The organism is Amycolatopsis endophytica (assembly GCF_013410405.1).
Lineage (GTDB): Bacteria > Actinomycetota > Actinomycetes > Mycobacteriales > Pseudonocardiaceae > Amycolatopsis_E > Amycolatopsis_E endophytica.
In genome coordinates, this window is record NZ_JACCFK010000001.1 from 2,097,606 (window position 1) to 2,122,301 (window position 24,696).

The 24,696-nt window shown below is 67.4% G+C and carries 26 protein-coding genes and 1 tRNA gene; 13 read left to right on the forward strand and 14 right to left on the reverse strand.

What is annotated here, in order from left to right:
* Nucleotides 1-42: 42 nt before the first annotated feature.
* The 3 genes from HNR02_RS10425 to HNR02_RS36450 all read left to right on the forward strand — a co-directional run bounded on the left by HNR02_RS10425 (nucleotide 43) and on the right by HNR02_RS36450 (nucleotide 2,196).
* Nucleotides 43-579, forward strand: a complete 537-nt coding sequence (locus tag HNR02_RS10425; protein WP_179772945.1) for a YbhB/YbcL family Raf kinase inhibitor-like protein — start codon at nucleotides 43-45, stop codon at nucleotides 577-579.
* Between the two features lie 199 nt (nucleotides 580-778).
* Entirely contained in the window at nucleotides 779-1,924 is a 1,146-nt protein-coding gene (locus HNR02_RS10430) for an AAA family ATPase (RefSeq protein ID WP_218902765.1), read from the forward strand.
* The gene (locus tag HNR02_RS36450) at nucleotides 1,921-2,196 is read left to right on the forward strand and encodes an RloB family protein (RefSeq protein WP_179772947.1); all 276 of its coding nucleotides are present in this window, start codon (nucleotides 1,921-1,923) and stop codon (nucleotides 2,194-2,196) included. The genes HNR02_RS10430 and HNR02_RS36450 overlap by 4 nt, the downstream gene beginning before the upstream one ends.
* A gap of 157 nt (nucleotides 2,197-2,353) precedes the next feature.
* Here the strand turns inward: HNR02_RS36450 and HNR02_RS10440 are convergent, their stop codons facing one another.
* Both HNR02_RS10440 and HNR02_RS10445 read right to left on the reverse strand, forming a co-directional pair.
* The gene (locus HNR02_RS10440; RefSeq protein WP_179772948.1) at nucleotides 2,354-2,914 is read right to left on the reverse strand and encodes a TetR/AcrR family transcriptional regulator; all 561 of its coding nucleotides are present in this window, start codon (nucleotides 2,912-2,914) and stop codon (nucleotides 2,354-2,356) included.
* Nucleotides 2,911-3,234, reverse strand: a complete 324-nt coding sequence (locus HNR02_RS10445) for a DMT family transporter (protein ID WP_179775835.1) — start codon at nucleotides 3,232-3,234, stop codon at nucleotides 2,911-2,913. The genes HNR02_RS10440 and HNR02_RS10445 overlap by 4 nt, the downstream gene beginning before the upstream one ends.
* A gap of 149 nt (nucleotides 3,235-3,383) precedes the next feature.
* Between HNR02_RS10445 and HNR02_RS10450 the strand changes: the two genes are divergently transcribed.
* From HNR02_RS10450 to HNR02_RS10470, 5 genes are all read left to right on the forward strand, one after another.
* Nucleotides 3,384-5,669, forward strand: a complete 2,286-nt coding sequence (locus tag HNR02_RS10450) for a (Fe-S)-binding protein (protein ID WP_179772949.1) — start codon at nucleotides 3,384-3,386, stop codon at nucleotides 5,667-5,669.
* Nucleotides 5,670-6,069: 400 nt separating this feature from the next.
* The gene (locus HNR02_RS35400; protein ID WP_312860964.1) at nucleotides 6,070-6,555 is read left to right on the forward strand and encodes a DUF742 domain-containing protein; all 486 of its coding nucleotides are present in this window, start codon (nucleotides 6,070-6,072) and stop codon (nucleotides 6,553-6,555) included.
* Between the two features lie 20 nt (nucleotides 6,556-6,575).
* The gene (locus HNR02_RS10460; RefSeq protein ID WP_179772951.1) at nucleotides 6,576-7,580 is read left to right on the forward strand and encodes a cation diffusion facilitator family transporter; all 1,005 of its coding nucleotides are present in this window, start codon (nucleotides 6,576-6,578) and stop codon (nucleotides 7,578-7,580) included.
* 133 nt (nucleotides 7,581-7,713) lie between these two features.
* On the forward strand, nucleotides 7,714-8,310 hold the full coding sequence (locus HNR02_RS10465; RefSeq protein ID WP_179772952.1) for a TetR/AcrR family transcriptional regulator: 597 nt from the start codon (nucleotides 7,714-7,716) through the stop codon (nucleotides 8,308-8,310).
* On the forward strand, nucleotides 8,303-9,916 hold the full coding sequence (locus HNR02_RS10470) for an acyl-CoA dehydrogenase family protein (protein WP_179772953.1): 1,614 nt from the start codon (nucleotides 8,303-8,305) through the stop codon (nucleotides 9,914-9,916). The genes HNR02_RS10465 and HNR02_RS10470 overlap by 8 nt, the downstream gene beginning before the upstream one ends.
* Here the strand turns inward: HNR02_RS10470 and HNR02_RS10475 are convergent.
* Nucleotides 9,909-11,330, reverse strand: coding sequence for a sugar porter family MFS transporter (locus HNR02_RS10475; RefSeq protein ID WP_312860965.1), 1,422 nt, complete (start codon nucleotides 11,328-11,330; stop codon nucleotides 9,909-9,911). The genes HNR02_RS10470 and HNR02_RS10475 overlap by 8 nt on opposite strands.
* A 114-nt stretch (nucleotides 11,331-11,444) precedes the next feature.
* Between HNR02_RS10475 and HNR02_RS10480 the strand changes: the two genes are divergently transcribed.
* Entirely contained in the window at nucleotides 11,445-12,167 is a 723-nt protein-coding gene (locus HNR02_RS10480; protein ID WP_312860966.1) for a nucleotidyltransferase domain-containing protein, read from the forward strand.
* 37 nt (nucleotides 12,168-12,204) lie between these two features.
* Here the strand turns inward: HNR02_RS10480 and HNR02_RS10485 are convergent, their stop codons facing one another.
* From HNR02_RS10485 to HNR02_RS10495, 3 genes are all read right to left on the reverse strand, one after another.
* The gene (locus tag HNR02_RS10485) at nucleotides 12,205-12,954 is read right to left on the reverse strand and encodes a sulfite exporter TauE/SafE family protein (protein WP_179772955.1); all 750 of its coding nucleotides are present in this window, start codon (nucleotides 12,952-12,954) and stop codon (nucleotides 12,205-12,207) included.
* Between the two features lie 90 nt (nucleotides 12,955-13,044).
* Nucleotides 13,045-13,626, reverse strand: coding sequence for a dCTP deaminase (gene dcd / locus HNR02_RS10490; RefSeq protein ID WP_179772956.1), 582 nt, complete (start codon nucleotides 13,624-13,626; stop codon nucleotides 13,045-13,047).
* A gap of 13 nt (nucleotides 13,627-13,639) precedes the next feature.
* The gene (locus HNR02_RS10495) at nucleotides 13,640-14,857 is read right to left on the reverse strand and encodes an oxygenase MpaB family protein (RefSeq protein WP_179772957.1); all 1,218 of its coding nucleotides are present in this window, start codon (nucleotides 14,855-14,857) and stop codon (nucleotides 13,640-13,642) included.
* Between the two features lie 104 nt (nucleotides 14,858-14,961).
* On the opposite strand from HNR02_RS10495, the gene HNR02_RS10500 reads away from it, so the two are divergent.
* Nucleotides 14,962-15,032, forward strand: a tRNA-Gly gene (locus HNR02_RS10500).
* Nucleotides 15,033-15,082: 50 nt separating this feature from the next.
* Here the strand turns inward: HNR02_RS10500 and HNR02_RS10505 are convergent.
* Nucleotides 15,083-15,379: a tyrosine-type recombinase/integrase gene (locus HNR02_RS10505; protein ID WP_246338536.1), complete on the reverse strand. Its 297-nt coding sequence runs from the start codon at nucleotides 15,377-15,379 to the stop codon at nucleotides 15,083-15,085.
* Between HNR02_RS10505 and HNR02_RS10510 the strand changes: the two genes are divergently transcribed.
* Nucleotides 15,305-15,781 (forward strand): aminoglycoside phosphotransferase family protein, encoded by a 477-nt coding sequence (locus tag HNR02_RS10510; protein WP_312860967.1) that lies wholly within the window; start codon nucleotides 15,305-15,307, stop codon nucleotides 15,779-15,781. The two genes, HNR02_RS10505 and HNR02_RS10510, sit on opposite strands and share 75 nt — an antisense overlap.
* A gap of 460 nt (nucleotides 15,782-16,241) precedes the next feature.
* On the opposite strand, the gene HNR02_RS10515 is transcribed toward HNR02_RS10510, so the two are convergent.
* Together HNR02_RS10515 and HNR02_RS10520 are read right to left on the reverse strand one after the other, a co-directional pair.
* Nucleotides 16,242-17,651, reverse strand: coding sequence for a DUF6119 family protein (locus tag HNR02_RS10515; protein ID WP_179772958.1), 1,410 nt, complete (start codon nucleotides 17,649-17,651; stop codon nucleotides 16,242-16,244).
* A 260-nt stretch (nucleotides 17,652-17,911) separates the two neighbouring features.
* Complete coding sequence (locus tag HNR02_RS10520) at nucleotides 17,912-18,565, reverse strand: DUF6308 family protein (protein WP_218902767.1); 654 nt, start codon at nucleotides 18,563-18,565, stop codon at nucleotides 17,912-17,914.
* A 781-nt stretch (nucleotides 18,566-19,346) separates the two neighbouring features.
* Here HNR02_RS10520 and HNR02_RS10525 point away from each other — a divergent pair.
* On the forward strand, nucleotides 19,347-19,727 hold the full coding sequence (locus HNR02_RS10525; protein ID WP_179772960.1) for a hypothetical protein: 381 nt from the start codon (nucleotides 19,347-19,349) through the stop codon (nucleotides 19,725-19,727).
* On the opposite strand, the gene HNR02_RS10530 is transcribed toward HNR02_RS10525, so the two are convergent.
* Together HNR02_RS10530 and HNR02_RS10535 are read right to left on the reverse strand one after the other, a co-directional pair.
* Entirely contained in the window at nucleotides 19,708-20,442 is a 735-nt protein-coding gene (locus HNR02_RS10530) for a nucleotidyltransferase domain-containing protein (RefSeq protein WP_179772961.1), read from the reverse strand. The two genes, HNR02_RS10525 and HNR02_RS10530, sit on opposite strands and share 20 nt — an antisense overlap.
* Before the next feature lie 5 nt (nucleotides 20,443-20,447).
* Nucleotides 20,448-21,668 (reverse strand): hypothetical protein, encoded by a 1,221-nt coding sequence (locus HNR02_RS10535; RefSeq protein WP_179772962.1) that lies wholly within the window; start codon nucleotides 21,666-21,668, stop codon nucleotides 20,448-20,450.
* A 103-nt stretch (nucleotides 21,669-21,771) separates the two neighbouring features.
* On the opposite strand from HNR02_RS10535, the gene HNR02_RS10540 reads away from it, so the two are divergent.
* Complete coding sequence (locus HNR02_RS10540) at nucleotides 21,772-22,137, forward strand: contact-dependent growth inhibition system immunity protein (RefSeq protein WP_179772963.1); 366 nt, start codon at nucleotides 21,772-21,774, stop codon at nucleotides 22,135-22,137.
* Here HNR02_RS10540 and dusB read toward each other — a convergent pair whose 3' ends face one another.
* The 3 genes from dusB to HNR02_RS10555 all read right to left on the reverse strand — a co-directional run bounded on the left by dusB (nucleotide 22,138) and on the right by HNR02_RS10555 (nucleotide 24,694).
* Nucleotides 22,138-23,283, reverse strand: coding sequence for a tRNA dihydrouridine synthase DusB (gene dusB, locus HNR02_RS10545; protein WP_179772964.1), 1,146 nt, complete (start codon nucleotides 23,281-23,283; stop codon nucleotides 22,138-22,140).
* Nucleotides 23,284-23,402: 119 nt separating this feature from the next.
* Nucleotides 23,403-23,798, reverse strand: coding sequence for a hypothetical protein (locus HNR02_RS10550; RefSeq protein ID WP_179772965.1), 396 nt, complete (start codon nucleotides 23,796-23,798; stop codon nucleotides 23,403-23,405).
* Between the two features lie 44 nt (nucleotides 23,799-23,842).
* Nucleotides 23,843-24,694, reverse strand: a complete 852-nt coding sequence (locus HNR02_RS10555; RefSeq protein WP_179772966.1) for a fumarylacetoacetate hydrolase family protein — start codon at nucleotides 24,692-24,694, stop codon at nucleotides 23,843-23,845.
* Nucleotides 24,695-24,696: the final 2 nt, after the last annotated feature.

Here is a 24,696-nt window from a genome sequence, read left to right on the forward strand (position 1 = left end):
CACTAGGGTGATCACCGGCCACTTCGTGACGAGGAGGAATCGATGCCACAGCCACCGAACCCCTACGACTTCCTGCCCTCGGTGCCGGCCTTCACCGTGCGCAGCGACGACGTCGCCGACGGGGAGACACTCGCGGCCCCGTTCCTGAGCGGCATCTTCGGCGTGCCAGGCGGGGAGGACCGGTCGCCGCACCTGGCGTGGGAGGGCTTCCCCGCCGAGACGAAGAGCTTCGCCGTCACTTGCTACGACCCGGACGCCCCGACCGCGAGCGGCTTCTGGCACTGGGCGGTCTACAACATCCCCGCCACGGTGACCTCACTGGCCTCGGGCGCGGGCGACGGCTCGGGCCTGCCGCCGGGAGCGGTGACGCTGTCCAACGACGGCGGCGTGAAGCAGTACCTGGGCGCCGCGCCGCCTCCCGGGCACGGGCCGCACCGCTACATCTTCGCGGTGCACGCCCTCACCGTGGAATCCCTGGACCTGCCCGAGGCAGCGACGCCCGCCTTCCTCGGCTTCAACATGTTCGGAGCGACCGCGGGCCGGGCGACGATCACCCCGGTGTACGAGAACAAGGGCTGAGGTTCTGGCGAGTGGGGCCCACCGGAGGGCCCCACTCTGCCGAAGTCCTCAAACCTGCTCTCGGAAGTGCTTCACCCTGATCTGTGCTGTTTAATGACCCATATGCCGTCCGAACTACTGCTGGGAGGCGGTTGGGGTGCTACGCAGCTTCCGCTTGGGCAACCATCGATCGTTCCGTGACGAGCACGAGCTCCTCCTCATGCCCGCCAAGACGAGCGAGCGGGCTGCCGTGGTGCCCGTCACCGCTGTCTACGGAGCCAACGCATCAGGCAAGTCGAGCCTGCTCGACGGGTTGCGTTTCATGCGCCGGGCTGTCGTCGAGTCCTTCCAGCAGTGGGACGCCGAGGGCAGCGTGCCCCGCTTCCCCTTCCGCTTGGCGCCGGGCTCGCGGGAGCAACCCTCCGTCTTCGCCGTCGAGATCGTTGTCGACGGGGTGCCGTACGACTACGGGTTCCGGCTCGACGATGAGCGGATTCTGGAGGAGTGGCTCTACTCATACCCCGAGAAGCGTCCAAGGCTGCTGTTCGAACGCACGGAAGACCGGCTACGTTTCGGCAGTACCGTCAGCGGAGAGTTGAAGTCGAGGCTGACGCTCCTGGGGGAACTGACCCGCCCCAACTCGCTCTTCTTGAGCACTTGCGCGCAAGTTCAGATGGCCGAACTGATGCCGGTTTATCGCTGGTTCCGATTCCAGCTGAAGATGCGCATGTCGGCCACCTATTCCACGCGGCGAGCTGTCGACTACGTTGTCAACCTGCGCGCGAGGAAGCCGCAACTACTCGAGAGGCTTGTCGAGCTCCTCCGGGTGGCAGATGTGGGCATAACCGGATTTGCGGTCGAGGAAACCGAAGATCCTGCGCGGCAGGTTGCCGAGAAGCGACGCGAACTGCATTTCCTGCATGGTCAGGAGGATGAGCGATTCACCCTTGAGGAAGAGTCCGCAGGCACGCGCTCATGGCTGGCCCTGCTCCCCATTGTCCTAGAGGCGCTCGACGACGGGCACGTCGTAGCGGTCGACGAGATCGACACGAGCCTTCATCCGCTTCTCACCGTCCAGTTGGTCAACCTGTTCCGGAATCCCGATGTCAACCAGAACGGCGCGCAACTCATCTTCACTTCCCACGACTCCAGCCTGCTGGGTCCGCTGCTGGGGCAACGGGCGTTGGAGAGGGATGAAATCTGGTTCGTCGAGAAACAAGGCGACGGTGCCAGCTCGCTGTATCCGCTCTCGGACTTCAAACCCCGGGAAGAGCACAACAACGAGCGTCGCTACCTGGGTGGGAGTTACGGTGCTGTCCCCGTCCTCGATCCTGACGATTTTGCCGAGGCGGTGCGGCCCCGGTGACCCGCCGGGAGAACTCCCGCAACAGAAGGTCTCCGTTTCGCGAGCCGAATCCGCTGGTCTTGATAGTCTGCGGTGGGGAGAAGGCCGAGTCCGTCTACTTTGCCGCCTTGAAGAAGCAACAGCGGAACGCGGCGATCAGGATCAAGATCAGGGAAAAGGGTGTAGATCCGGTCAAGCTGGTCCATTACGCGGCGAAGATCAGCGATGAGAACGGTTATGACGAAGTCTGGTGCGTGGTCGACGTCGACAGCTTCGACCTGACATTTGCCTGACTACGACAAGGCGAAGCTGAGGTTCGCCGACTTCGCGGATCGGATTGAAGTAGCCGTGGAGCGCGGTAGGGCCGGGTGTCCGTCCGGGAAGCCGGCTCACGAACGCAACCCGTCGACCGAAGTCTGGCGGCTCGTCGAAGCGATGAACCGCTGACCGTCAACGCGGCTTGAGCAGGTACTCCACCGTCGGCCGCAGCTCTTCCGCGCTCGGGGGCTCGTCGTCGATCAACCCCTGGATCAGCAGTCCGTCGATGCCTGCCAGGAACACCCGCAACGCCACCAGGTCGTCCGGTCGCACCATCGAGGTCAGCACGTCCAGCCAGCGCCGAGCGGCCGGTCGCAGTTCCGGACGGCGGGCGGCCAGCAGGTACAGCTCGTACTCCGCCATCGTGCGGCCCCGCCGCGGGCCCAGCGCCTCGGCGAGCAGGGTGGCGACCTCCGAAGCGCCCCGGCTGCCTCGCGAGCGGGCCCGGTCGATCGTCCAGTACACCTCGGTCGCCATGTCGCGCGCGCACGAGATCAGCGTCGCGATCAGCAGGTCGTCCAGCGTCTCGAAGTGGTACGTCGTCGACGTCGTCGGCACTCCGGCCTCGGCGGCCACCGTCCGGTGGGTCACGCCCGTGACGCCGTCCCGTTCGATCACCCGCAGCGTCGCGTCGATGATCTCCTGCCGTCGCTTCTCGCCTCGTGCCCGGCGGCCGTCGCGCTGCGGCTTCACGCCGCGCCCACCTCGATCAGCACCACACCGCCGATGACCAGCACCAGCCCGGCGACGATCGTCAGGTTGACCGGCTCCCCGAGGAACAGCACTCCGATGATCGCGACGGCCGCGACCCCGACCGCGGCCCAGATCGCGTAGGCCACGCCGACCGGCATGCCACGCTTCAGCACGCTCGCCAGCGCGGCGAACGCGACGAGGTACCCGGCCACGACGACCAGCGAGGGCCACAGTTTGGTGAAGCCCTCCGACAACTTCATCGAAACAGTGGCGGTGACCTCGGCCGCGATGGCGAGCGCGAGGAGCAGATAGGCGATCACCATGCCAAACTACCTGTACGATCGTCCCGGTAGCCAGGGAGTCCTACGCCACACTCATGGGACTCGACTCGCGCCGATCAGTTACTCATGGGTAAATCACAGAAGGCTCCCCGCCACTCCCACCACACAACGGACGAAAGGCCCCGATCATGGGTGCACTGCAGATCACGCTCGGCGTGGTCGGCGTCGCCGTGAGCATCGTCGCTTGGATCATGTTCGGCACCGGCGTGTACCGGATGGTCCGGATCATCCGGCTCGGACAACCGGACGCGACACGCAACGGCCCGTTCGGGCCGCGCATCACGACGCTGATCAAGGAGTTCGCCGCCCACACGCGGATGAACAAGTTCCGCCACGTCGGCCCATGGCACTGGCTGGTCATGTGGGGCTTCCTGATCGGCTCGCTGTCCTGGTTCGAGGCCTACGGCGAAACGTTCGACCCGCACTTCCACTGGCCGATCATCGGCAACTGGAGCATCTGGCTGCTGCTGACCGAGCTGCTCGGCCTCGGCACCGTCCTCGGTGGCCTCGCGCTCGCCCTCATCCGCCAGCGCAACCACCCGCGCCGCGCCGACCGGCAGTCCCGCTTCGCCGGGTCGAACTTCAAACAGGCGTACTTCGTCGAGGCCGTGGTGATCGTCGAGGGTCTGGGCATCCTCGGCGTGAAGGCGTTCAAGATCTCCAGCGGCATCGAGGACCCGGCGCTGTGGACGAGCTTCGTCACCAAGCCGCTCGGCGAGATCCTGCCCGCCAGCACGGTCGCGGTCACGATCACGGCGCTGGTCAAGCTCCTCTCGGGCATGATCTGGCTCTACGTCGTCGGCCGGACGCTCACCATGGGTGTGGCCTGGCACCGGTTCAGCGCCTTCTTCAACATCTACTTCAAGCGTGAGGACGACGGCGGCACCGCGCTGGGTGCGCTCAAGCCGATGATGAGCGGGGGCAAGCCGCTCGACTTCGAGGAGGCCGACCCGGAGAAGGACGTCTTCGGCGCCGGCCAGGTCGAGGACTTCAGCTGGAAGGGCTGGCTGGACTTCAGCACCTGCACCGAGTGCGGCCGCTGCCAGTCGCAGTGCCCGGCGTGGAACACCGGCAAGCCGTTGTCGCCGAAGCTGGTCATCACGCAGCTGCGCGACCACGCCTACGCGAAGGCGCCGTACCTGCTCGCGGGTGGCAAGAAGGACGTCACCGGTGAAGAGGTCGGCCTGACCGGGGACAACCCCTACGCCGGTATCGACGTCCTCGCGCTGGCCGAGGCCGACCGCGCGCTGGTGGGCGACGACGGCGGCGTCATCGACCCCGACGTGCTGTGGTCGTGCACCACCTGCGGTGCCTGCGTCGAGCAGTGCCCGGTGGACATCGAGCACGTCGACCACATCGTCGACATGCGCCGCTACCAGGTGATGATCGAGTCGAACTTCCCGACCGAGCTGAACGGGATGTTCAAGAACCTGGAGAACAAGGGCAACCCGTGGGGCCAGAACGCCAAGGACCGGATGGCCTGGGCGGACGACCTCGATTTCGAGGTGCCGGTGTTCGACGGCGAGCTGGGCGACACCGAGTACCTGTTCTGGGTCGGCTGCGCCGGCGCGTTCGAGGACCGCGCGAAGAAGACCACCCGCGCGGTCGCCGAGCTGCTGCACATCGCGGGCGTCAAGTACACGGTGCTCGGCCCGGAGGAGTCCTGCACGGGTGACCCGGCTCGCCGCGCGGGCAACGAGTTCCTGTTCCAGATGCTCGCGCAGCAGAACGTCGAGGTGCTGAACTCGGTGTTCGAGGATCGCGAGCCGGGCAACCGCAAGATCGTCGCCACCTGCGCGCACTGCTTCAACACGCTCGCCAACGAGTACCCGGACCTTGGCGGGCAGTTCGAGGTCGTGCACCACACCCAGCTGCTCAACCGTCTGGTGCGGGAGAAGCGGCTGGTGCCGGTCGCGCCGATCGCGGACGACGTGACCTACCACGACCCGTGCTACCTGGGCCGTCACAACAAGGTCTACGAGGCGCCGCGTGAGCTGGTCGGCGCGTCGGGCGCGCAGTTCCGCGAGATGCCGCGGCACGGCGACCGGTCCATGTGCTGCGGCGCCGGTGGTGCCCGCATGTGGATGGAGGAGAAGATCGGCAAGCGGATCAACGTCGAGCGGGTCGACGAGGCGCTGGGCACGGCGCCGTCGAAGATCGCGACGGGGTGCCCGTTCTGCCGCGTCATGCTCACCGACGGCGTCACCGCGCGCCAGAACGACGGCAAGGCGAGCGAGAAGGTCGAGGTCGTGGACGTCTCGCAGCTGCTGCTCTCGGCCGTGAAGCGCCGTCCGCAGCCGGAGCCGGCGCCGGGCACCGAGTCGCTGCCCGCGACCGAATCGGACCCGCTGGAGGCCGACGCCGCGACCGACAAGGTGCCCACCGGGACGTCGCTGCCGACCGAGGACAAGTAACAGGGACGTGAACGAAGGCCACCTCGCCCGTTCGGCGGGGTGGCCTTCGTCCTTCTCCGTCCGTGGGGGACTCGACAACCGGGTTATTCTGTCCGTCCACGCTGCCGACGCTGCCCGCGGAGGATTGCTGACGCGCGCGAACGGGGTCGAGATGGGAGTGCCCGGCGAGACCGGACCGGCTGGACAGCCGGAATTCGCACGCGCCGGTGCCCGTTTCCCGTCCGCGAAGCGGTTGCGGCAGCTGGCCGGCGAACAAGCCGGAACCCCGGGTCCGGGGTCACGAGCACCGGACCCACCGTCCACCCCCGCCGAGTCCACGAAAACCCAACGGGCCGCAGGCGCCCGGTTCCCCACCGAGAAGCAGCTCGCTCGGTACACCGGAGACGCCGCACCGCAGCCTGTGCCTGAACCGGAGCCCGAACCGTTGCCGGACCCCGAACCGCGCGAGGAGTTCACACCCTCGCCGCGGCCACGCCCCGAATCCGCCGCGCCGGAACCCGCCGCGCCGGATCAAGAAGGTGCCGAGCTGCTCGACCCCGAAGACGAGAACCGGTTGCGCGTGCGGCCGTACGTGCTCACCAAGGGGCGCACCCATTCGGCTTACGAACTGGCCATCGAAACGCTCGTGTCCGTGCGGGCGGACGCCAAGTGGACCGGGCCCGCGCTGAGCGCCGAGTACCAGCCCGTCCGCGCCATCGTCGACACGCCCCGTTCGCTGGCCGAGGTCGCCGCGCGGATGTCGATCCCGCTCGGCGTGGCCAGGGTCCTGTTGTCCGATATGGCCGAACTGGGACTGCTGCACATCCACGGCATCGCGCGCACCTCGGAGGGCCGTCCGCCGCTGGAGCTGATGAAGCGCGTCCTGGACGGTCTGCAGCGGCTCTGATCCACTCGTAGGATCGCCCGGTGAGCGAGGAATCGGAACGCCCGGACGCCGGGGGCGAAAGCACTCTGACCGTGCTGCTGGCCGGTGGCGTGAACCTGGCCATCGCGATCATGAAGGCGGTCGCGGGGATCATCACCGGCTCGGGCGCGATGCTGTCCGAGGCGGCGCATTCGGTGGCCGACACGTTCACCGAGATCCTGCTGCTCACCGCGCTGCGCCGCTCCGGTCGCCCGGCCGACGTGATGCACCCCTTCGGTTACGGCAAGGAGCGCTACTTCTGGTCGCTCCTGGCCGCGGTCTCGATCTTCGCCTCCGGCGCGACCTTCGCGTTGTACGAGGGCTTCTCGACGGTCTTCGGCGAGCCCGCCGAGCAGACCAGCCCGCTCGTCGGCTACATCGTGCTGGCGCTGGCGTTCGCGATGGAGTCGGTGTCGTGGACCCAGGCGTTCCGCCAGGTGCGGCGGGGCGCGGCGGAGCAGAACCGCACGATCTGGCGGTTCCTGCGCTACATCGACGATCCGGCGCCGAAGACGGTGTTCCTGGAGGACTCCGCGGCCCTGATCGGGCTGGTGCTGGCCTTCCTCGGGCTGTTCCTGCACCAGGTGACCGGCTCGTCCCTGTACGACGGGCTCGCGTCGATCCTGATCGGCCTGCTGCTCGCGACCGTGGCCTACATCCTGGGCCGCACCAACCTGCGGCTGCTGATCGGGCGCCAGGCGGACCTGACGATCGTGCGTGGCGTCCGCGAGCACCTGGCGGACGCCGCGGAGATCGAGACGGTCGTCGACCTGCAGACGATGCTGCTGGGCACCGACCAGATCCTGGTGTGCGCCCGCGTCGATTTCGACGACGCGCTCGGCGCCGCCGAGGTGGAACGCGCGTGTGTCCGCCTGGCAAGCGAACTGCACGAAAGATTTTCCGACGTGACCGAAGTGTTCATCGAACCGGTGCCCCGCAACGATCCCGGTTTGCGCGCCGCGGTTTTGGCCCGGTACGGCGACATCGCGAAGCGATACGGGCGATAGGGTTCGGATCACCGGTTCGGTCATCGATCGTCAAGTTGTGACCCCGGTACCGCCGGATCGTCGTCGTCCTGACCCGTCAGGCCCACGTGGGCTCCCTTGCGTGAAGCGGTGAACCGGTGGTTCACTTCTTGCTGTGCCCTACCGACGCACCCCGCAGGTGCAGGCTCGCCTCGACGCGCAGCGTGACGGGATCCTGACCGCCGCCGCCGCGCTCCTCGCCGAGCGCGGCTACGCGGGGTGCTCGGTGAGCGCGGTCGCCGAGAAGGCGGGCATCGCCACGGGCACGGTCTACAAGCACTTCCCCGGCAAGGCCGAGCTGGTCGTCGAGCTGTTCCGCGGCGTGGTGAACCGGGAGGTCGCCGCGGTCAAGGAGGCCGCGGCGCTGCCCGGCGAACCGGCCGGGCGGGTCGTGGCGATCTTCGAGACCTTCGCCGAACGGGCGTTGAAGGTGCCGCGCCAGGCGTACGCGCTGCTGGCCGAGCCCGTCGACGCGCCCGTCGAGGCCGAGCGGATCGTGTTCCGGCGGGTGTTCCGGGACGAGATCGCCCGCCACGTCTCCGACGGTGTCCGCGCCGGCCAGTTGCCGCCGCAGGACGCGGGCCTCACCGCCGCCGCGCTCGTCGGCGGCGCCGCCGAGGTGCTGATCGGACCACTGACCACCGACAGCGCCGACGCGGTCGGCGCGCTCCGCACATTCATCATCCGCGCGCTGGGAGGCCGCCATGCCTGACACACACGAGGTCGTCAACCAGGTCCCGCCGCTGGTCGATTACGACGTGGCCGCGGACGCGGCGCTGCTGGAGGGCCTGCGCCGGGAGGGCGGCGGCTGGGCCGAGGACGAGGTCCACGAGCTGGGCCGCCTCGCGGGCAGCGAGAAGGGGCAGGAGTGGGGCCGGGTCGCCAACGAGAACCCGCCCGTCCTGCACACGCACGACCGCTACGGCCACCGCGTCGACGAGGTCTCCTACCACCCGTACTACCACGAGCTGATGACGGTCGCGGTCGAGCACGGCCTGCACGCGGCGCCGTGGGTGTCGGACCGGGCGGGCGCGCACGTCGCGCGCGCGGCGAAGGTGCTGGTGTGGAACCAGGCCGAGGGCGGGCACGTCTGCCCGATCTCGATGACCTACGCCGCCGTCCCGACGCTGCGGCACAACCCGGAGCTGGCGGCGGTGTACGAGCCACTGCTCGCGGCGACCGAGTACGACTACGGCCTGCGAGTGCCGACGAGCAAGCGTGGCCTGATCGCGGGCATGTCGATGACCGAGAAGCAGGGCGGTTCGGACGTCCGTGCCAACACCACGACCGCGCGGCCCGCCGGGGACGGGACGTTCGTGCTGACCGGGCACAAGTGGTTCACCTCGGCGCCGATGTCGGATGTGTTCCTCACGCTCGCGCAGGCGCCCGGCGGGTTGTCGTGCTTCCTGCTGCCGCGCGTGCTGCCCGACGGGTCGCGCAACCGGATCTTCTTCCAGCGGCTCAAGGACAAGCTCGGCAACAAGTCGAACGCGTCGTCGGAAATCGAGTACGACGGCGCGACCGGCTGGCTCGTCGGCGAGGAGGGCCGGGGCGTGCCGACGATCATCGAGATGGTCAACAACACCCGGCTGGACTGCGTGCTGGGCAGCGCTTCCCTGATGCGGCAAGGGGTCGTGCAGGCGGTGCACCACGCGCGACACCGGTCGGCGTTCGGTGCGAAGCTCGTGGACCAGCCCGCGATGGCGAACGTGCTGGCGGACCTGGTGCTGGAGTCGGAGGCGGCGACGACGGTCGCGCTGCGCCTGGCCGGTGCGACGGCCGATCCGGGTCAGCAGGCGTTCCGCCGGCTGGCGCTGGCGGTCACGAAGTACTGGGTGTGCAAGCGCGGCGCCGCGCACACGGCCGAAGCGCTGGAATGCCTGGGCGGCAACGGTTACGTCGAGGAGTCCGGTATGCCGCGGCTGTACCGGGAGGCGCCGCTGCTGTCCATCTGGGAGGGTTCCGGGAACGTCGCGGCGCTGGACTCGTTGCGTGCCATGGGCAAGCAGCCGGAGTCGGTGGAGGCGTTCTTCGCCGAGCTGGACCTGGCCGCCGGTGCGGACGCCCGGCTGGACGACGCGATCGCCCGGCTGCGCAAGGAGCTCTCCGACCCCGACGAGCTGCCGTACCGGGCGCGGCGGATCACCGAGATGATGGCCTTGGTGCTGCAGGGTTCCCTGCTGGTGCGGTTCGCCCCGAAGGCTGTCGCGGACGCCTTCTGCGCCTCCCGCCTCGGCGGGGACTGGGGCATCGCGTTCGGGACGCTACCGACCGCGGTGGACACCAAGGCCATCATCGAGCGGGGGTGCGTCAGCTGACGTCCTCGATCGCGGTGCCCTTCGTCTCGCGGACGAACTTGAGCGCGAACGGGATGCTCAGCAGCGCGAACGCCGCGTAGATCCAGTAGGTGATCGACAGGTTCCAGCCGGCCATGCTCGGGAAGCTGACCGTGACGGCCCAGTTGGCCACCCAGTTCGCGGCGGTGCCGATGGCCAGTGCCGCGCCGCGGATGCGCAGCGGGAACATCTCACCGAGCATGACCCACAGGATCACGCCCCACGACATCGCGAACGAGATCACGAACAGGTTCGCGAACACCAGCGCGACCGGGCCCCATGCGCCGGGCAGGGTCAGGTCGCCGTTGACGGTCTGCGCGTTGCCGAACGCGATCGCGGCGACGCCCAGGCCGATCAGCATGCCGACCGAGCCGATCAGCAGCAGCGGCTTGCGGCCGACCTTGTCGATGAAGGCGATCGCGATGAACGTGCCGATGATGTTGATGACCGGGCTGACCATCGAGATCAGCAGCGAGTCGGTGTTCTGGCCGACCGAGTGCCACAGCGTGTCGCTGTAGTAGAAGATCACGTTGATGCCGACGAACTGCTGGAACACCGCCAGCGCGATGCCCACCCACACGATCGGCAGCAGCCCGAACTTCCCGCCGACCAGGTCGCGGACCTTCGAGCGCTTCTCGGTCTTCAGGCTGCGGCGGATGTCTTCGAGCTTGGCGTCGGCGTCCCCGCCCTCGACCTCACGCAGCACCTTGCGGGCCTTGTCGATCTTGCCGTTGGCCAGCAGGAAGTGCGGCGATTCGGGGATGATCGAGGCCAGCACGAAGTAGATCACCGCGGGCACCGCCGCGGCGCCGAGCATCCACTGCCACGGCTCGATGCCGCCGAGGTTGCCGTTGAGGTCGTGCGTGCCGTCCGCGCCCACCGGGGCCAGCGCCTTGATGACCCAGTTGACCAGCGCCGACACCCCGATCCCGAGGACGATCGCCAGTTGCTGGAGCGACGCGAGCCTGCCGCGGTAGGCGGGCGGCGCGACCTCGGCGATGTAGGCAGGCCCGATCACCGACGCGACACCGATGGCGATACCGCCGACGACGCGCCAGATCGCCAGGTCCCACACGCTGAACGGGAACATCGCTCCGAGGGCGCTGACCAGGAACAGGACCGCCGCGAGCTGCATGGTCCGGATGCGGCCGATCCGGTCGGACAGCAGTCCGCCGAACCAGGCACCGACGGCCGAACCGATCAGCGCGCTCGACACGGTCAGCCCGGTCACCCCGTCACCGACCTCGAAGTGCCGCTGGATGCCGAGAACGGCACCGTTGATGTTCGAGCTGTCGTACCCGAACAGGAACCCGCCGACCGCGGCCGCGCCGGCGATGAACACGACATGGGCGAGATGTTGTTGACCGGCTCGCTCCCCGGTCGTCGCGGAACTCACGACCCGTGCTCCTTTGCCTGAGGTGATGCCTCCATTCGGAGCAACCTACAAAATGGTCCAGTCCATGGCGTACCACCGAGTGACATGGACCACCCGATGTGGGACGTTTGGGCCGTGAGCTTCGAGGACCTCGTGGCCGGGCGCCTGTCCGACCTGCCCGGCGTGGTGGCCGTGACGCTGGGCGGTTCCCGTGCGACGGGCACCGAGCGGCCGGACAGCGACTGGGATTTCGCCCTGTACTACCGCGGCGGTTTTGCGCCGGCGGACCTGCGCGCGGTGGGCTGGCCGGGCGAGGTGTCGGAGATCGGCGGCTGGGGCGGCGGGGTGTTCAACGGCGGCGCGTGGCTGACGATCGAGGGTCGCCGGGCGGATGTGCACTACCGGGACCTGGATGCCGTCGAGCACGAGCTGGCGGAGGCGGGGGAGGGCCGGTTCCGGTGGGAGCCGTTGATGTTCCACCTCGCCGGCATCCCCAGCTACCTGGTCGTCGCGGAGCTGGCCTTGAACCGGGTGCTGCGCGGCACGCTTCCGCGCCCGTCGTTCCCCTCCGCACTGCGCTCCACGGCGCCTTCGTGGTGGCGCGAGCGCGCCTTGCTGACGTTGCACTACGCGGAGACCGTCTACGCGGCGCGCGGCCAGGCGACGGAGTTCGCGGGAACGCTGTCCGTCGCGGCGATGCAGAAGGCCCACGCCGTGCTGGCCTCCCGCGGCGAGTGGGTGGTGAACGAAAAGCGCCTGCTGGAACGGGCGGGGCTGCGCGGGGTCGATGCGCTGATCACCGAGCCCGGCGACCTGCTGGTGACGGCCCGGCGGGCGCGGGAGCTGCTGGACCTCTGACGCGCGATGGGCAGACGAGAGCGCCCGGCACGTCGCCTCAGGTACGCCAGAGTCCGGCGGCGAGGACGATGCCGAGCGCGGCGACCACCCACCGGACAACCGTTGACGGCACTCGGCGGGCGATGACGGGACCAAAGGCGCTGCCGACGAACAGGCCTGCGGCGAGTGGCAATACCACAGCCCAGTCGACCGGGCCGCCCACCACGAAGATCACTGCCGAGACGGTCGCGCCCACACCCAGCATCATGTTCTTGATCGCGTTCGCCGCCGGCAATCGATCATCGATCAGGACGAGCAGCACCGCCAGCAGCAGGATTCCGGAGCCAGCACCGAAGTAGCCCGCGTAGATCGCGACCAGCCCGAGGAGCGGTAACGTCAAAGCCCTCGCACGGTGCCGCTGTGACCGCAAGCGCGCTGTCAACCAGGGTTGGGCCAGCAACACCAGCGATGCCGCTGCCACCAAGAACGGCACCACGCGCGAAAAGGTCCCGGGCGGGGTATTCAGCAGCAGCGCCGCTCCTGCCGCGGCTCCGCACGATGCGACTGTCAGTGCGGGCGTGAGCACACACTTCACGTCGGCCAACTCGCGACGGGAGGTCAACGCCGATCCCGGCCAGCAGGCAACAGCAGCGACGAGATTCGCAACGTTGGCACCAAGCGGTGGTACTCCGACTGCCAGCAGTGCGGAGTAGGAGACGAGTGACGTGATACCGCCGGCGGCTCCGACCGCACCGGCGACCGCCCCTGCCGCGAGCAGTACGGCTGACGAGGGGAGGACGGAGGGCATGCGGGAACCATGGCAGGTTCCCCCAGGGGTAAGGCAAACCATCCGTACCCCATCACGGCGAACTGCGGCGGCGCGGGAGTCGCCGAACTTCTAGCGCCTGGTGTCGACGATGTGGAAGTTCTGGTACGCCCGCGACGGCGTCGGCCCGCGTTGGCCCTGGTAGCGGGACCCGGCGCTGGCCGAGCCGTACGGGTTTTCGGCCGGGCTGGTGAGCCGGAACAGGCACAGCTGGCCGATCTTCATGCCCGGCCAGAGCGTGATGGGCAGGTTCGCGACGTTCGACAGTTCGAGTGTGATGTGCCCGGTGAACCCGGGGTCGATGAACCCCGCGGTGGAGTGGGTGAGCAGCCCGAGCCGCCCCAGTGACGATTTGCCCTCGAGCCGCCCGGCGAGGTCGTCGGGCAGCGTGACCAGCTCGAAGGTCGAGGCGAGCACGAACTCGCCGGGGTGCAGGACGAACGCGTCGTCGGCGTCCTTCTCGACCAGCGAGGTCAGCTCGTCCTGCTGGAGCTTGGGGTCGATGTGGGTGTACTGGCTGTTGTTGAACACCCGGAAGAACCGGTCCAGCCGCACGTCGATGCTGGAGGGCTGGAGCATCGCCGGGGCGAACGGGTCGATGCCGAGCCGTCCGGCTTCGAGCTCTTTGCGAAGGTCGCGGTCACTGAGCAGCACGGCCTAACCCTAGTCAGGCGGCGCGCATGTGCCGGGCGTAGGTGGGATCGAGCTGGAAGATCTTGCCGAGCCGGTCGACGTAGCGGCGGCGTTCGAGCGTGCCGAGGTACTCCTGCAGGGCGGTGGCGCCCGGGATGAGACGGCGGGCGGTTTCGACGGCGAAGTTGCCCGCGGCGACCGCGAGGATGGCGCCCTGCGCGACCGGGTCGTCGGGGATTTCGAGGAAGTCGGCGTTGGCCTTGCCGAGCACGATGCGGCTGATGGACGAGTGGACGGCGACGCTGACGTGGGAGAGGACCTTGCCGACCGCGCCGCGATCCTGGCCGATGGCGGCGTGTGAGTCGATCAGCGCCTTGGCGAGGCGTTTCGAGTCGTCGTCGGGGATGAACTCGGTGGCGGCGAGCAGCCAGAACAGGCGCCAGGCGTCCTCTTCGGTCGCGGGCAGCAGTTCCTCGTCGATGCCGAGCAGCCAGCCGACGTAGCGCCAGAGGTGCAGGATGTCGGCGCGTTCGCGCTCGCTGAACCGGATGCCGAGCAGCTGGGTGCCGTGCACGAAGACGAGGGAGAACAACAGGAGTGTGCCCGCGGTCTGGACCTGGTTGACGGGCTTGTCCCATTCGTCGTAGTCCCAGTCGGGGCGCCGGTTCATGGCGGCGCGGACGTGGGCGTGCACGAGGCGGACGCGCAGGGCGGAGGCGTAGCCGGGGCCGTGGACGGCGAGTGCGCCGGGGTCGGTGACGTCCATCCACCACGCGGCGGTCTCGACGAGGCGCCGGCTGGCCATGCGTTCGATCTCCCCGGTCGCGACGAGCGATTTCGTCGCGCGCGAGGCGAGGTAGCCACCCATCAGGGACATGTCGCCGAGCGGGAACAGCCCGAGCACACCGGTGCGGACGATGGCTCGCGCGCCCCGGTCGAGCCGCGCCGGATCGACCCAGTACGGGGTGGCTTCGACGATGCCGAAGAAGTCGACAAGTTCCTTCGGCGCCTTGTCGAGACTCTCGAGACCTTGGTGGAGCGCGGTTTCGAACAGCCGCCGCCCCTCGCCCGCGGGCAGTCGATGGAACATCGCGACGACGGCGTCGGCTCGTGGATCCTCCGCCTGAGCAAACGCCCGGAACCGACGCACCTGACGCTCCGTCCCGCGGATGTCCCCCTTCGCGAAGAGCCTCTGCACCAGGCGAAAGCCACCACGGCGGAACAACTCGGGATCCGGCAGCCGCTCATCCATGCACACCCACCTCCGTTGGACAACGAGTGTTGTCACTTTCGGACCCGTCAGTCAAGGGGGTGTTGGCGGGCGGAGGGAAGCGAGCTTGTATGCTGTGCGTCGCTGCGGATGTAGTTCAATGGTAGAACATCAGCTTCCCAAGCTGAGAACGCGGGTTCGATTCCCGTCATCCGCTCTTCGCAGGTCAGAAGGGGTGCCACCCGACCTTGGGAGGCACCCCTTCTGCTATCTCCAGCAACATCCCAACAACATCACGCGGGGCCCCCTGCGGTGGTCCTCGACGAGCTTCGAGAGCCGGTCCGCGATGTGCTGATCCGCCTCGCTCGTGGCCCGCTGGTAGATCAACGCGGCCCGCATGTCGTCGTGCCCCATCCGCGCCATGAGGTCCCGCGTCGACATGCCCGCCTTCGACGCCCAGACGTTGCCCGCGTGCCGCAGGTCGTGGAAGTGCAGCCCCTCCAGCCCGAGCTTGGTCACGGCCTCGGTCCACCGGGTCCGCTGGTTGAAGTTCGGCCCGGCCAACCCGCCCCCTCGCCAGACCTGCCACTCATCACCGACTGGCTCCGCGACCGCCTCACCGACGACAACCTGACCGAACTTCCAGTCGACGAGCAGGTAGCCCCCAAGGCCGAGCGAGTCCGTGCCCTCGAACTCCTCGACGATCTCACGACAGACATGCGCCCCGGCCTCTGCCACGGCGACGCCTCACCCTGGAACGCCCTCGCAGGCCCCAACAACCGCTGGAAGCTCATCGACCCCCGCGGCATGCAAGGCGAACCCGAGTACGACGCGGCTGTGATGGCTTACAAGGTTGGGTGTCTTCTTCCTGATCCGGGCGCTCAATCAAAGATCGCTAACGCAGCCCAGCTTGACCAAGGCCGCCTCACTGCGTGGGCAACAATCGTGGGTGCAGCGCGGGTCTAGTCAAGCTCAAACAGGAGGATGAGCACCGTCGCCCGCCTCGGTGAGCCGCGGTGATGGTTGGATCAGTATCATTCCTCGGGGTTGGAATCTTTTGCTTTCACTCTCTTGGTATGCGCAAGTCTGAAGCTAGTTCCCTTGCTCTTAAATTCGTGGTTTGTCGTAATAATTTCGCGCCTCGCGATGTGGGAGCTAAGCGTGTTCTTCTCGAAGGTTTGAGGAGCGAATTCCGTGCTAGTGGAGGCTAGGACAACATAACACCGCTGCGGAAGGTCGAATAGGGCAAGAAACTGCTCCAGAGTCAGGGCCTTCTGGGCATTCAGTTCATCAGTTATCCATTCTGAGTAGTATGCTTTAAGTAGCGGTTTGCCGTTCTGAAGATCCGACTCGATGACATCTGCTGACGTCGACAATTGACTGCAAGCATCTCGCATCCTCGCATCGAACCCATCCTTTACATGTATTATGTAGAGAAGCCCGTTTTACGGTCGACGGACAGTAGGTCGAATAACTCGATCTTGCCTCGCTGGCTCACCGCGAAGATCTTGTCCCCGTAGTAGAAGTCCGGCGTCGCGGCCTGGCGTCTGTTGAAACCATCTTCGTCGTCGTCGCTCCATTCGAGCAAGCCTGGAATTTTTTTGATCAGGATTGGATTGGAAGCGCGAAAGGTTTCTTCGATAAAGTCTGACCTGAGGTTGTCGAGAAACGCCCCTTGGCTCCGATACCATACCTTATCGAGCAGGAAATAGGTCTCGTTGTCTAGGATCACTTGCCCGTGGAAGTACTTGTGAAGATCGTGGACGATTTTTCGTGACTCGTCGTCTTCGTCGCCCGGAGAGTAGCTCATTCGCATCGACATAATCCGTCGGTGGAAAGCTTCCTGATCTCCGAGAATGGTCGATCCAAGCTGCTTGCCTAGTATCTCGCGTAGGTGTTCCTTCTCTGGCGGGTCGGCATCCTTGATGTCCCAGTAGGCTAACTTGAAGTTCGATCCGGCGTAGTAACGTGCGACATCTTCAGGGTCGCAGATATCCAGGTCGATTCCTTCATTGTTTGTGACGTAATGCCTCAAGTCCTCAATGAGCTGTCGATACAGTGCGTTGATCTTGTCCTTGGTTTTGACCGGATACAGATTGTCCAGAAAAGACAACTCATTCACTTCTTCGGCCGATGGTTCAGGTAGCTCCTCAAGTTCATGAATGAGTGACACCAATTGTGCTAAGTCTAAACTTTTTCTGAGCACGAAGGATGACTTGAACTCCAGGGCTGGAGGCTTTGTAGGATCGACTATGGCGCGCAAGTAGCTCTGCGCGCCCAGGCGTCGGCTATCTAAGCGACCAACGAGTCGTTTCCATACTTTTCCGAAGGATTCGCTTTTGGAGATAGAATAACCCCGTCGGTAGGTTTCCGTCCGACTAGTGCGCGGGCCGGTAAATTCTCGAACGTCCGCCTCTTTGAAGTTGTTGGCAATCAGCTTCTTTGCTGTATCGAAAGGGAAGCTGTAATCGACATATTCGGTGATTATGCGGTAACCCGACCCCGATGTGATGGCGAAAAGTGACGTTTCCGTCGCGATGAACAAGCACACGTCGAGTGATGACCGAAGAAACCTATCTTCATCTTCCGGGGATGCCAGGTAATTCTTGAGGAAAGGCAAGAGTCCTCTGGATTGCGCATCTCTAACCCAGAGATGGAGATCTACATTTGCAAACGGTTGCTCGATCTCGATCTCGTCGAGTTTCCTGTATCGCGATGGGTCGCTTTTCCGGAGTTTCCCGTAGTTGGAGATAATTTGTTCAACGACCTCGTTGGGTTCGTCGTCGTCCGGTACAACAAGCTTCCAGATCGCCGTGTTAGACCGTTTGCCGCTCATAGCTAGCCTACCTGTTCGCTCTGTCACTATTCGTGGTGGCTATCGGGGACGGCGTTGAACGTTGTTACAGGTGGCACCAGGCTGACCACGAATCGTTACCTAGGCTGGGGTGGCCGGATTGCTCTCAAGGGATCTTGTTGCCGAATCCACCTCTATGGGATCAAGGCGGCGCGCAAGCGCGCCGCCGCCGGTGCCGCTCGGCCTGCCGCTCCGCTACGGCCGGCGGCCCGGCGTTGGAGGAGTGCTTCGGCCTCCGTTTATCACCAGGTCAGCATGTCGAGTAGGCGCAGATCCGTGACTCCCGCCAGGCGCAAGACGCGCTCCTGCGCGTGAAGCGTGATCGCCGTGCGGAGCCGCTCCAAGGCTCCGGACATTGTGGCCGCGAGGAGGTCTTCGCGGACAGCCGCCCACGTCATCGACCGATATCCCCACTGCGGATAGCGTTGGGCTTGCAATCGCGCTGGCACCCGATAAGCAGTGAAGACGTGCTGATCAAGGATCGGGAAGAGGGAGGGCCGCTTCACGTGAAGGACCTTGCTCACTTTCGCATGGCTGACACCCCGTGGCCGAGCGTCCATGAAGTGCCGGTACAGCGCCGTCATATCCGCGTACAGCCCACTTCGCTCGGCTGGGTCGGCGTCGCGTAGGTCGCTCTCTGGCGGGACCCATGGTGCGTCTAGTGCCCGCTCGATGAACCAGCTCATCTCTTCGGTGCTGATGCGGGAACGTACGACCCGAGTGCGCACGACCTCAGCGGGGCTGAGCGTATAGGGGTCGCCTGGGCCGGGCAGGTCGTAGCGTGGTGGCGTCGCTTCCGGGTAACGCTCGAGAACCGCAATCGCGTCGTCCAGCGTTATCGTGCGGTCAGCGACAACCAGGATTGCCCTGCGGTCACCGGCGGGTTCAATCAGCACCGCATGATTGTGCATGCTTAGGCCGACGATTCAGTCCTAAGCCGGGGCTCCGCCCCAGGCCCCGGCACCGCTTCAGAGATCGGGGGAGGATACGACCGGTGACCTCCTCACGGCGCGCCCGAGGGCAGCCAGCCCGGCTGGCGCCGGTCAAGGGCGCTTCGCGGCCTCCGGCAGACCCTTGACCGGCACCACCCGGCCCGGCAGGGGTGAACCCGCGCCGCGAGGAGATCACCTCAGCAGCAGCCGTCTGCGAGGGCAGCTCGCAGCAACATGCCAACAACATGCCCCGGTCAACCAGGGTCAACAGGGGTACCCCGCGCACATCAAGAACCGCAGGTCAGGGCCGTTTTCCTGCGCTCCGGCTATGGTTCCCAAGCTGAGAACGCGGGTTCGATTCCCGTCATCCGCTCTTCGCGCGAAGGCCCAGGTCGGCGGGTGTCTACTCCGGACCTGGGCCTTCGTCGTTTCTTGATCAACTCAGGCTGCGTGCCGTTGGCGCGCCCCTGGAGGGCGGGCTGCTTGGATGCGGCACCTCTTGCGGAGAAGTGGGGTTCATCGCCGAGGGCGGTGAGGGAGGCTGTGCCTGGTCAGGGGCGAGCATCTCACGGCGCTGGGCGATCCGTGATCGCGCGGGTGGGGCGTTACGCGGCATCGAAGGCATTCGTACTGTCCTTCACTCAGGAGGTGTGGGTGGAAACAAGGGGATGGGAGGGGAGCCCGCATTCACTCCTCCGCGCCCGTTGCTCTGCGGGCTGCCGCGGCTCGACCTACCTTGACTCGGATGGTGCGCCGACTCTTCACCGCGACGTTGATTTCCCTGGCCGTGGTGGCTTGCTCCTCCGACGACGGCGAGCAGGCCGATCCGATAGCGACGCCACCGCCCAGCAGCAGCGGCGATGCGTCGATCGTTCAGGTGGCCTATCGGAACGGGCAGGTCGATCCCGCGAACGTCGTCGTGCAGGGGAAGGTCGGGCAGCCGATCCAGGTGAACGTCACCTCCGACCGTGCGGACGACATCGTGGTCGACGCCTACCCCGACGCGAACGCCGACGTGGACCCGACCGAGCCCGAGGACATCGACGTCACGCCCTCGAACACCGGCACCTTCACGATCCGCCTGCGCGCCGCCAACGCCACACTCGTCACGGTCGAGGTGCGCTGACCATCTCGCGCAGCGGGGCGGACAGGCGGTCGCACAGGGGTTGGTCCACGTGAGTGACCTCGGCCAGCAGCAGGTCCACCACCAGGCCGAACGCGCGTCGTAGCTCGGCTACGGACGTAGTGCGCACCAGGGCGTTCGTGAACGGGGCCACCACCTCGGCCGGCAGGTCGTCCATCCCGCGGCCCTGCACGGCAGGCACCTCGTGCCGCAGGCAGGCCAGCGCGAGAACCTGGTCCCGCGCCCCGCTGATCATGTATTCCGCCTGCCAGACCCGGTTCCGTGCGATGCTCGCCCGCGCGTGCAGGGCGTAGAGCCAGGCCCAGCCGATCAGGGACTCGGCGGCCGGTGGCGGAATCCGCGGAAGCGTTTTCGCCTCTCCGAACAGGGTTCGAAATTTCGGACCGGTGGCGCCGAACTCCCGTTCGGGCCAGAAGGCGATGTCGACCTGCAGCGTGTCCGGCAGGAGGAACACCCGGAAGACGCTCAGGTCCAGGTGGTGGATCGCGCCGTGGTCGCGGTACATCCGGTCGGTCCAGTCTGTCAGGACCTGGTCGCGGTCGGTCGCCACGGCGAGTGCCAGGTCGATGTCCGACCAACGGTCCTCTCGTCCGACCGACGCCGAGCCGGTCAGTGCCGCACCGCTGATTCGCGGATCCGCGCGGGCCGCGGCGATCAGCGAGTCTCGCAGTGACAGTCGGCTTTCCGGGGTGAACATCGTGCTCAGCCTCCTACTCGTGTGCCCGCGGTCCACAGCGCTGCCGCCCGCAGGGCCAGCAGCAACGGCACCGAACCGCTTCCGCGGACCGGTTCCGGCAGGGCCGGTGAGAATACGCCCGTATCCGCAACCTCCCGGCCGTACCGCGCGAGGTCGATCTTCTCGAAGCGCACCGCCGCGGTGAAATCGCGTTCCGCGCTGCCCGGGCGGCGGGTGGCGAGTTCCCGCCGCGACACGGACAACTCCGTCAGGCCGAAGAACTCCGGCTTGCCGCCCCGGTCCATCCAGCGCGCGAACCCGACGACCGTCGTGCGGACGATCTCGTTCCGGCGCAACCCGGTTTCCTCGCACAGTTCGCGCTCCATACCGGCGCGGACGATCTCGTGCAGGTCGTCGCCGCCGAGGTCGCGCGGCTCCAGCGATCCGCTGCCCGACGGGGCCAGCAGCGACTGGCTCGCGGAGTTCCGGTCGGACTGGATCACCAGCGGCACCCAGCCGTCGGTCGTGACCGCCACCGTCGACACCCCGACGATGTCCGCGAGCGGGCTCTCCGCGAGGGTGCGCAGGCGGCCCGCGGTGTCGACCATCATGCGTTGCCGCAGGTCGAAGACCTGGTCGCTGTCCCTGCGCGCAATCCGCAGAGTGGCCAGCTCGTTCGAGCACTGCGCGTCGAAGAAGCGCGTGCGGTGCAGCCGGATCGGCGCGCCGTTGCCGACCGACGGCAGCGGCTCACCGCGCATGCCCACGACCTTGCCGTTGAACAGCAACCGGCCGCGGGCGCGCAGCGGCAGCACGTACGGCGCGGTGGCCTTGAGTTCCGCGGGCAGGTGGTAGGGGTCGGCGGCGATCTCGACGCGGAACGGCTGTGTCCACAGTGCGCGGTCGACGGTGTTGCTGACCAGGCCGGTCCCGCGGTTCGGCAGGTGGATGTACTCGGCGCCGGGATAGCTCGCCGGTGGCGGGACGTCCGTGTGCGGGAACGGCGCGGCGATCGCGGTGAACTCGAACGCGGCCCAGCGGCCGCGGAGCGTTCGCACGTCCCGGACGAGGGTCAGGATCCCGAGCACCAGCGCCAGCACCGACAGCACGACGCCGACCGCGCTCGGCACGAGCGTGACCAGGCCGAGCAGCACGCCCAGCGCGGACACGAGCACCGGCCATTCGCGGGATCCGATGAACCAGACGTAGTCCGCCTTCGCCCTGGCGCGGTTGCTCAGCTTGCCCATCGATCATGGTGTCTACCAGAAACCGGGGGACGATCCGACCGAAATGATCGGGACCACTCGTCGCACGCGTGGGACGATCGCGGCCGAGGATGGGAGACGACGGATGTGGGGAGAGCGCGGGCAGCGGCCGCCGCCTGGCGGCGTACGCGAACGGAGGAGCCGGTCGCTGGAGCAGATCGAGGACGACTACTGGGGCGATCCGCCGCCCGACACCACCTACCTGATCAGCACCTGCCACCGGTTGCGGCGCGTGCCCGTGGAGGAGCTGGAAGCCGAGGACCTCCGCATCCTCCTGGGGCAGCTGATGAGTCTGCGGACCCTGGTGCCCCGCGCCCTGCGACTGCTCGAACGGGATCCGACCGTGCGGACGCACTTCGGAACGTTGTTCGAGGCGGTGCAGCGCCTTCCTGACGCCTACTGGCGCGCGCACCCCGATCAGCACGCCCGGCTGCTGCGCACCAAGCGTTGATCAGCCGCCCGAGTGCATGTCCTCCGCTTCGGGCACGAGGTCGTCGTCCGGGTTGTCGAGCCAGCCGTGCGGCAGGGTGACCTTGCCCGGGGAGCCCTGGCGGCCCCGCGGGCCCAGCGCGTCCGCCGGGAAGGGCGCCGAGTGGTCCAGCTGGGCGATCAGCTCGTCGAGTTCGTCCAGCGCCGACACCATCGCGAACCGGCGGCGCAGCTCGGAGCCGACCGGGAAGCCCATGAAGTACCAGGCCATGTGTTTGCGCAGGTCACGCAGGGCCTTCGTGGGCCCGTCGTGCTGGACCAGCAGTTCCGCGTGCCGCCGCAGGACCCGTGCGACCTCGCCCAGGTTCGGCCCCTCCGGGATCGGGCGGCCGGCGAACGCGGCCTCCAGTTCGCCGAACAGCCACGGCCGGCCCAGGCACCCGCGGCCCACGACCACACCGTCGCACCCCGTCTCGGCCACCATGCGCAACGCGTCGTCGGCCGTGAAGATGTCGCCGTTGCCCAGCACCGGGATGGTCCGCACGGCCTCCTTCAACCGCGCCACCGCGCTCCAGTCGGCCTGGCCGGAGTAGCGCTGCGACGCCGTGCGGGCGTGCAGGGAGACCGCCGCCGCGCCCTCGGCCTCCGCGATGCGGCCCGCGTCGAGGAAGGTGTGGTGGTCGTCGTCGATGCCGACGCGGAACTTGACCGTGAACGGAACGCCTGCCGCGTCGGCCGCCTCCACCGAGGCGCGCACGATCTGCGCGAACAGCTTCCGCTTGTACGGCAGCGCCGCGCCGCCACCCTTGCGGGTGACCTTGGCGACCGGACAGCCGAAGTTGCTGTCGATGTGGTCCGCCAGCCCCTCGCCGACGATGATCTTGACCGCTTCCCGCATGGTCTTCGGGTCGACGCCGTAGAGCTGCATCGACCGAGGATGTTCGCCCTGGTCGAAGGCCATCATGTGCATCGTGCCGGGATGCCGTTCGACGACGGCGCGGGCGGTGATCATCTCGCACACGTACAGGCCGGCACCGTACTCGCGGCACAGCCGCCGGAAGGCGACGTTCGTGATGCCGGCCATGGGCGCGAGCACCACCGGCGGATCGACCTCGTACGGGCCGATCTTCAGCGCGGGCTTGCTCAGGGTGGCGGTCACGCCTTCCATTGTCGCTGGTGACTCGCGCCACGCGCAGCGAGGTCCGGTGGATCGCGCCGCAGGTCTCACCGCACGGGGCAGTTCGGCGACGGAATGCCGGACGGACAACGCGCGGCCGCCTCCGCGCGTCAGGCCGGTCCGACCGCCGGGATCTCGGCCGCGAGCCGGGACCGCGGACGCGAGGCCGTGATCGTCCACAGCACCTTCCCGTCCGGATGCGTGCCCCCGATGCTGGTCAGGCTCCGGCACACGATCTCACCCGAGTGTTCCGGGCTCCGGAGCTCGATGCACAGGTGCGGGATGTCCACCGTCGGGCTCTGCAACACGGTGTCCTCGGCCCGGTCGACCGCCAGTCCGGGGAACCAGAGCCGGTCGAACCGCATCGACAGGACGCCCTCGAAGAGCAGCTCGACCGGCTCGTCGGGGTCGTCGTGCGTGCGCAGGGTCAGCTCCGAACGTCCGACGTCGTAATGCCACACGCGGAAGGTCCGGGTCGTGTTGAACAGCGGTACTGGCTGATCCATCGGACCAGTATGGAGGCAGTCCCCGTGACTCGCGGCCCGGCCGTTCACCGGATCGTTTGGCGCTGCCTGCCGAGGCCGTCGATCTCCAGTTCGACCACGTCACCGGTGTCGAGGTAGGGGAAGCGGCCGCTCAGCGCGACGCCTTCCGGGGTGCCGGTGTTGATCACGTCCCCCGGGTCGAGGACGAGGTACTGCGACAGGTCGAACACCAGCCGGGCGACCGAAAAGATCATGTCGGCGGTGGAGGAGTCCTGGCGTGGTTCGCCGTTCACCCAGGAGCGCAGGCGGAGCTTCTGCGGGTCCTGGATGTCGCACGCGAGCCACGGGCCCAGCGGGTTGAACGTCTCGGCGCTCTTGCCCTTCGACCACTGCCCGCCGGACTGCTCGATCTGCAACGACCGCTCCGACACGTCGTTGCCGATCGCGTACCCGGCCACGTGTGCCAGTGCCTCGTCCGGCGACGACAGGTACCGCGCCTGCCTGCCGATCACGACCGCCAGCTCGACCTCCCAGTCGACCTTCGTCGCGCCGGGCGGGATGCGCACGTCGTCGTCCGGGCCGACCACGGTGTTCGGGTGCTTGAAGAAGATGATCGGCCGTTCCGGCGGGGTGGAACCGGACTCGGCGGCGTGCGCGGCGTAGTTCTGCCCGATGCAGATCACCGCCCCCGGCTTCGCGACCGGTGCGCCGACTCGCGGGCCCGTGCCGTCCGGGGCGGTGTCGCTCAGGGACGGCAGCGAGCCGGCGGCCAGCGCGGCCCGAACGCGGTTCATTCCGCCGTCGCCGAGGAAGTCGCCGCTCACGTCGGCGGTCAGCCCGCTCAGGTCGAACAGGCCACCGTCGTCGCGCACCGCCGGTCGTTCACTGCCACGCTCACCGAGTCGCATGAGTTCCACGC

Excerpts from the sequence above, each read along its gene's own strand:
- HNR02_RS10470 (WP_179772953.1), top strand. The coding sequence starts at position 8,303 with ATGCCTGACACACACGAGGTCGTCAACCAGGTCCCGCCGCTGGTCGAT.
- HNR02_RS10485 (WP_179772955.1), bottom strand. The coding sequence starts at position 12,954 with ATGCCCTCCGTCCTCCCCTCGTCAGCCGTACTGCTCGCGGCAGGGGCG.
- HNR02_RS10425 (WP_179772945.1), top strand. The coding sequence starts at position 43 with ATGCCACAGCCACCGAACCCCTACGACTTCCTGCCCTCGGTGCCGGCC.
- HNR02_RS10525 (WP_179772960.1), top strand. The coding sequence starts at position 19,347 with ATGGTGCGCCGACTCTTCACCGCGACGTTGATTTCCCTGGCCGTGGTG.
- dusB (WP_179772964.1), bottom strand. The coding sequence starts at position 23,283 with ATGGAAGGCGTGACCGCCACCCTGAGCAAGCCCGCGCTGAAGATCGGC.
- HNR02_RS10515 (WP_179772958.1), bottom strand. The coding sequence starts at position 17,651 with ATGAGCGGCAAACGGTCTAACACGGCGATCTGGAAGCTTGTTGTACCG.
- HNR02_RS10495 (WP_179772957.1), bottom strand. The coding sequence starts at position 14,857 with ATGGATGAGCGGCTGCCGGATCCCGAGTTGTTCCGCCGTGGTGGCTTT.
- HNR02_RS10530 (WP_179772961.1), bottom strand. The coding sequence starts at position 20,442 with ATGTTCACCCCGGAAAGCCGACTGTCACTGCGAGACTCGCTGATCGCC.
- HNR02_RS10550 (WP_179772965.1), bottom strand. The coding sequence starts at position 23,798 with ATGGATCAGCCAGTACCGCTGTTCAACACGACCCGGACCTTCCGCGTG.
- HNR02_RS10430 (WP_218902765.1), top strand. The coding sequence starts at position 779 with ATGCCCGCCAAGACGAGCGAGCGGGCTGCCGTGGTGCCCGTCACCGCT.
- HNR02_RS10535 (WP_179772962.1), bottom strand. The coding sequence starts at position 21,668 with ATGGGCAAGCTGAGCAACCGCGCCAGGGCGAAGGCGGACTACGTCTGG.
- HNR02_RS10450 (WP_179772949.1), top strand. The coding sequence starts at position 3,384 with ATGGGTGCACTGCAGATCACGCTCGGCGTGGTCGGCGTCGCCGTGAGC.
- HNR02_RS10540 (WP_179772963.1), top strand. The coding sequence starts at position 21,772 with ATGTGGGGAGAGCGCGGGCAGCGGCCGCCGCCTGGCGGCGTACGCGAA.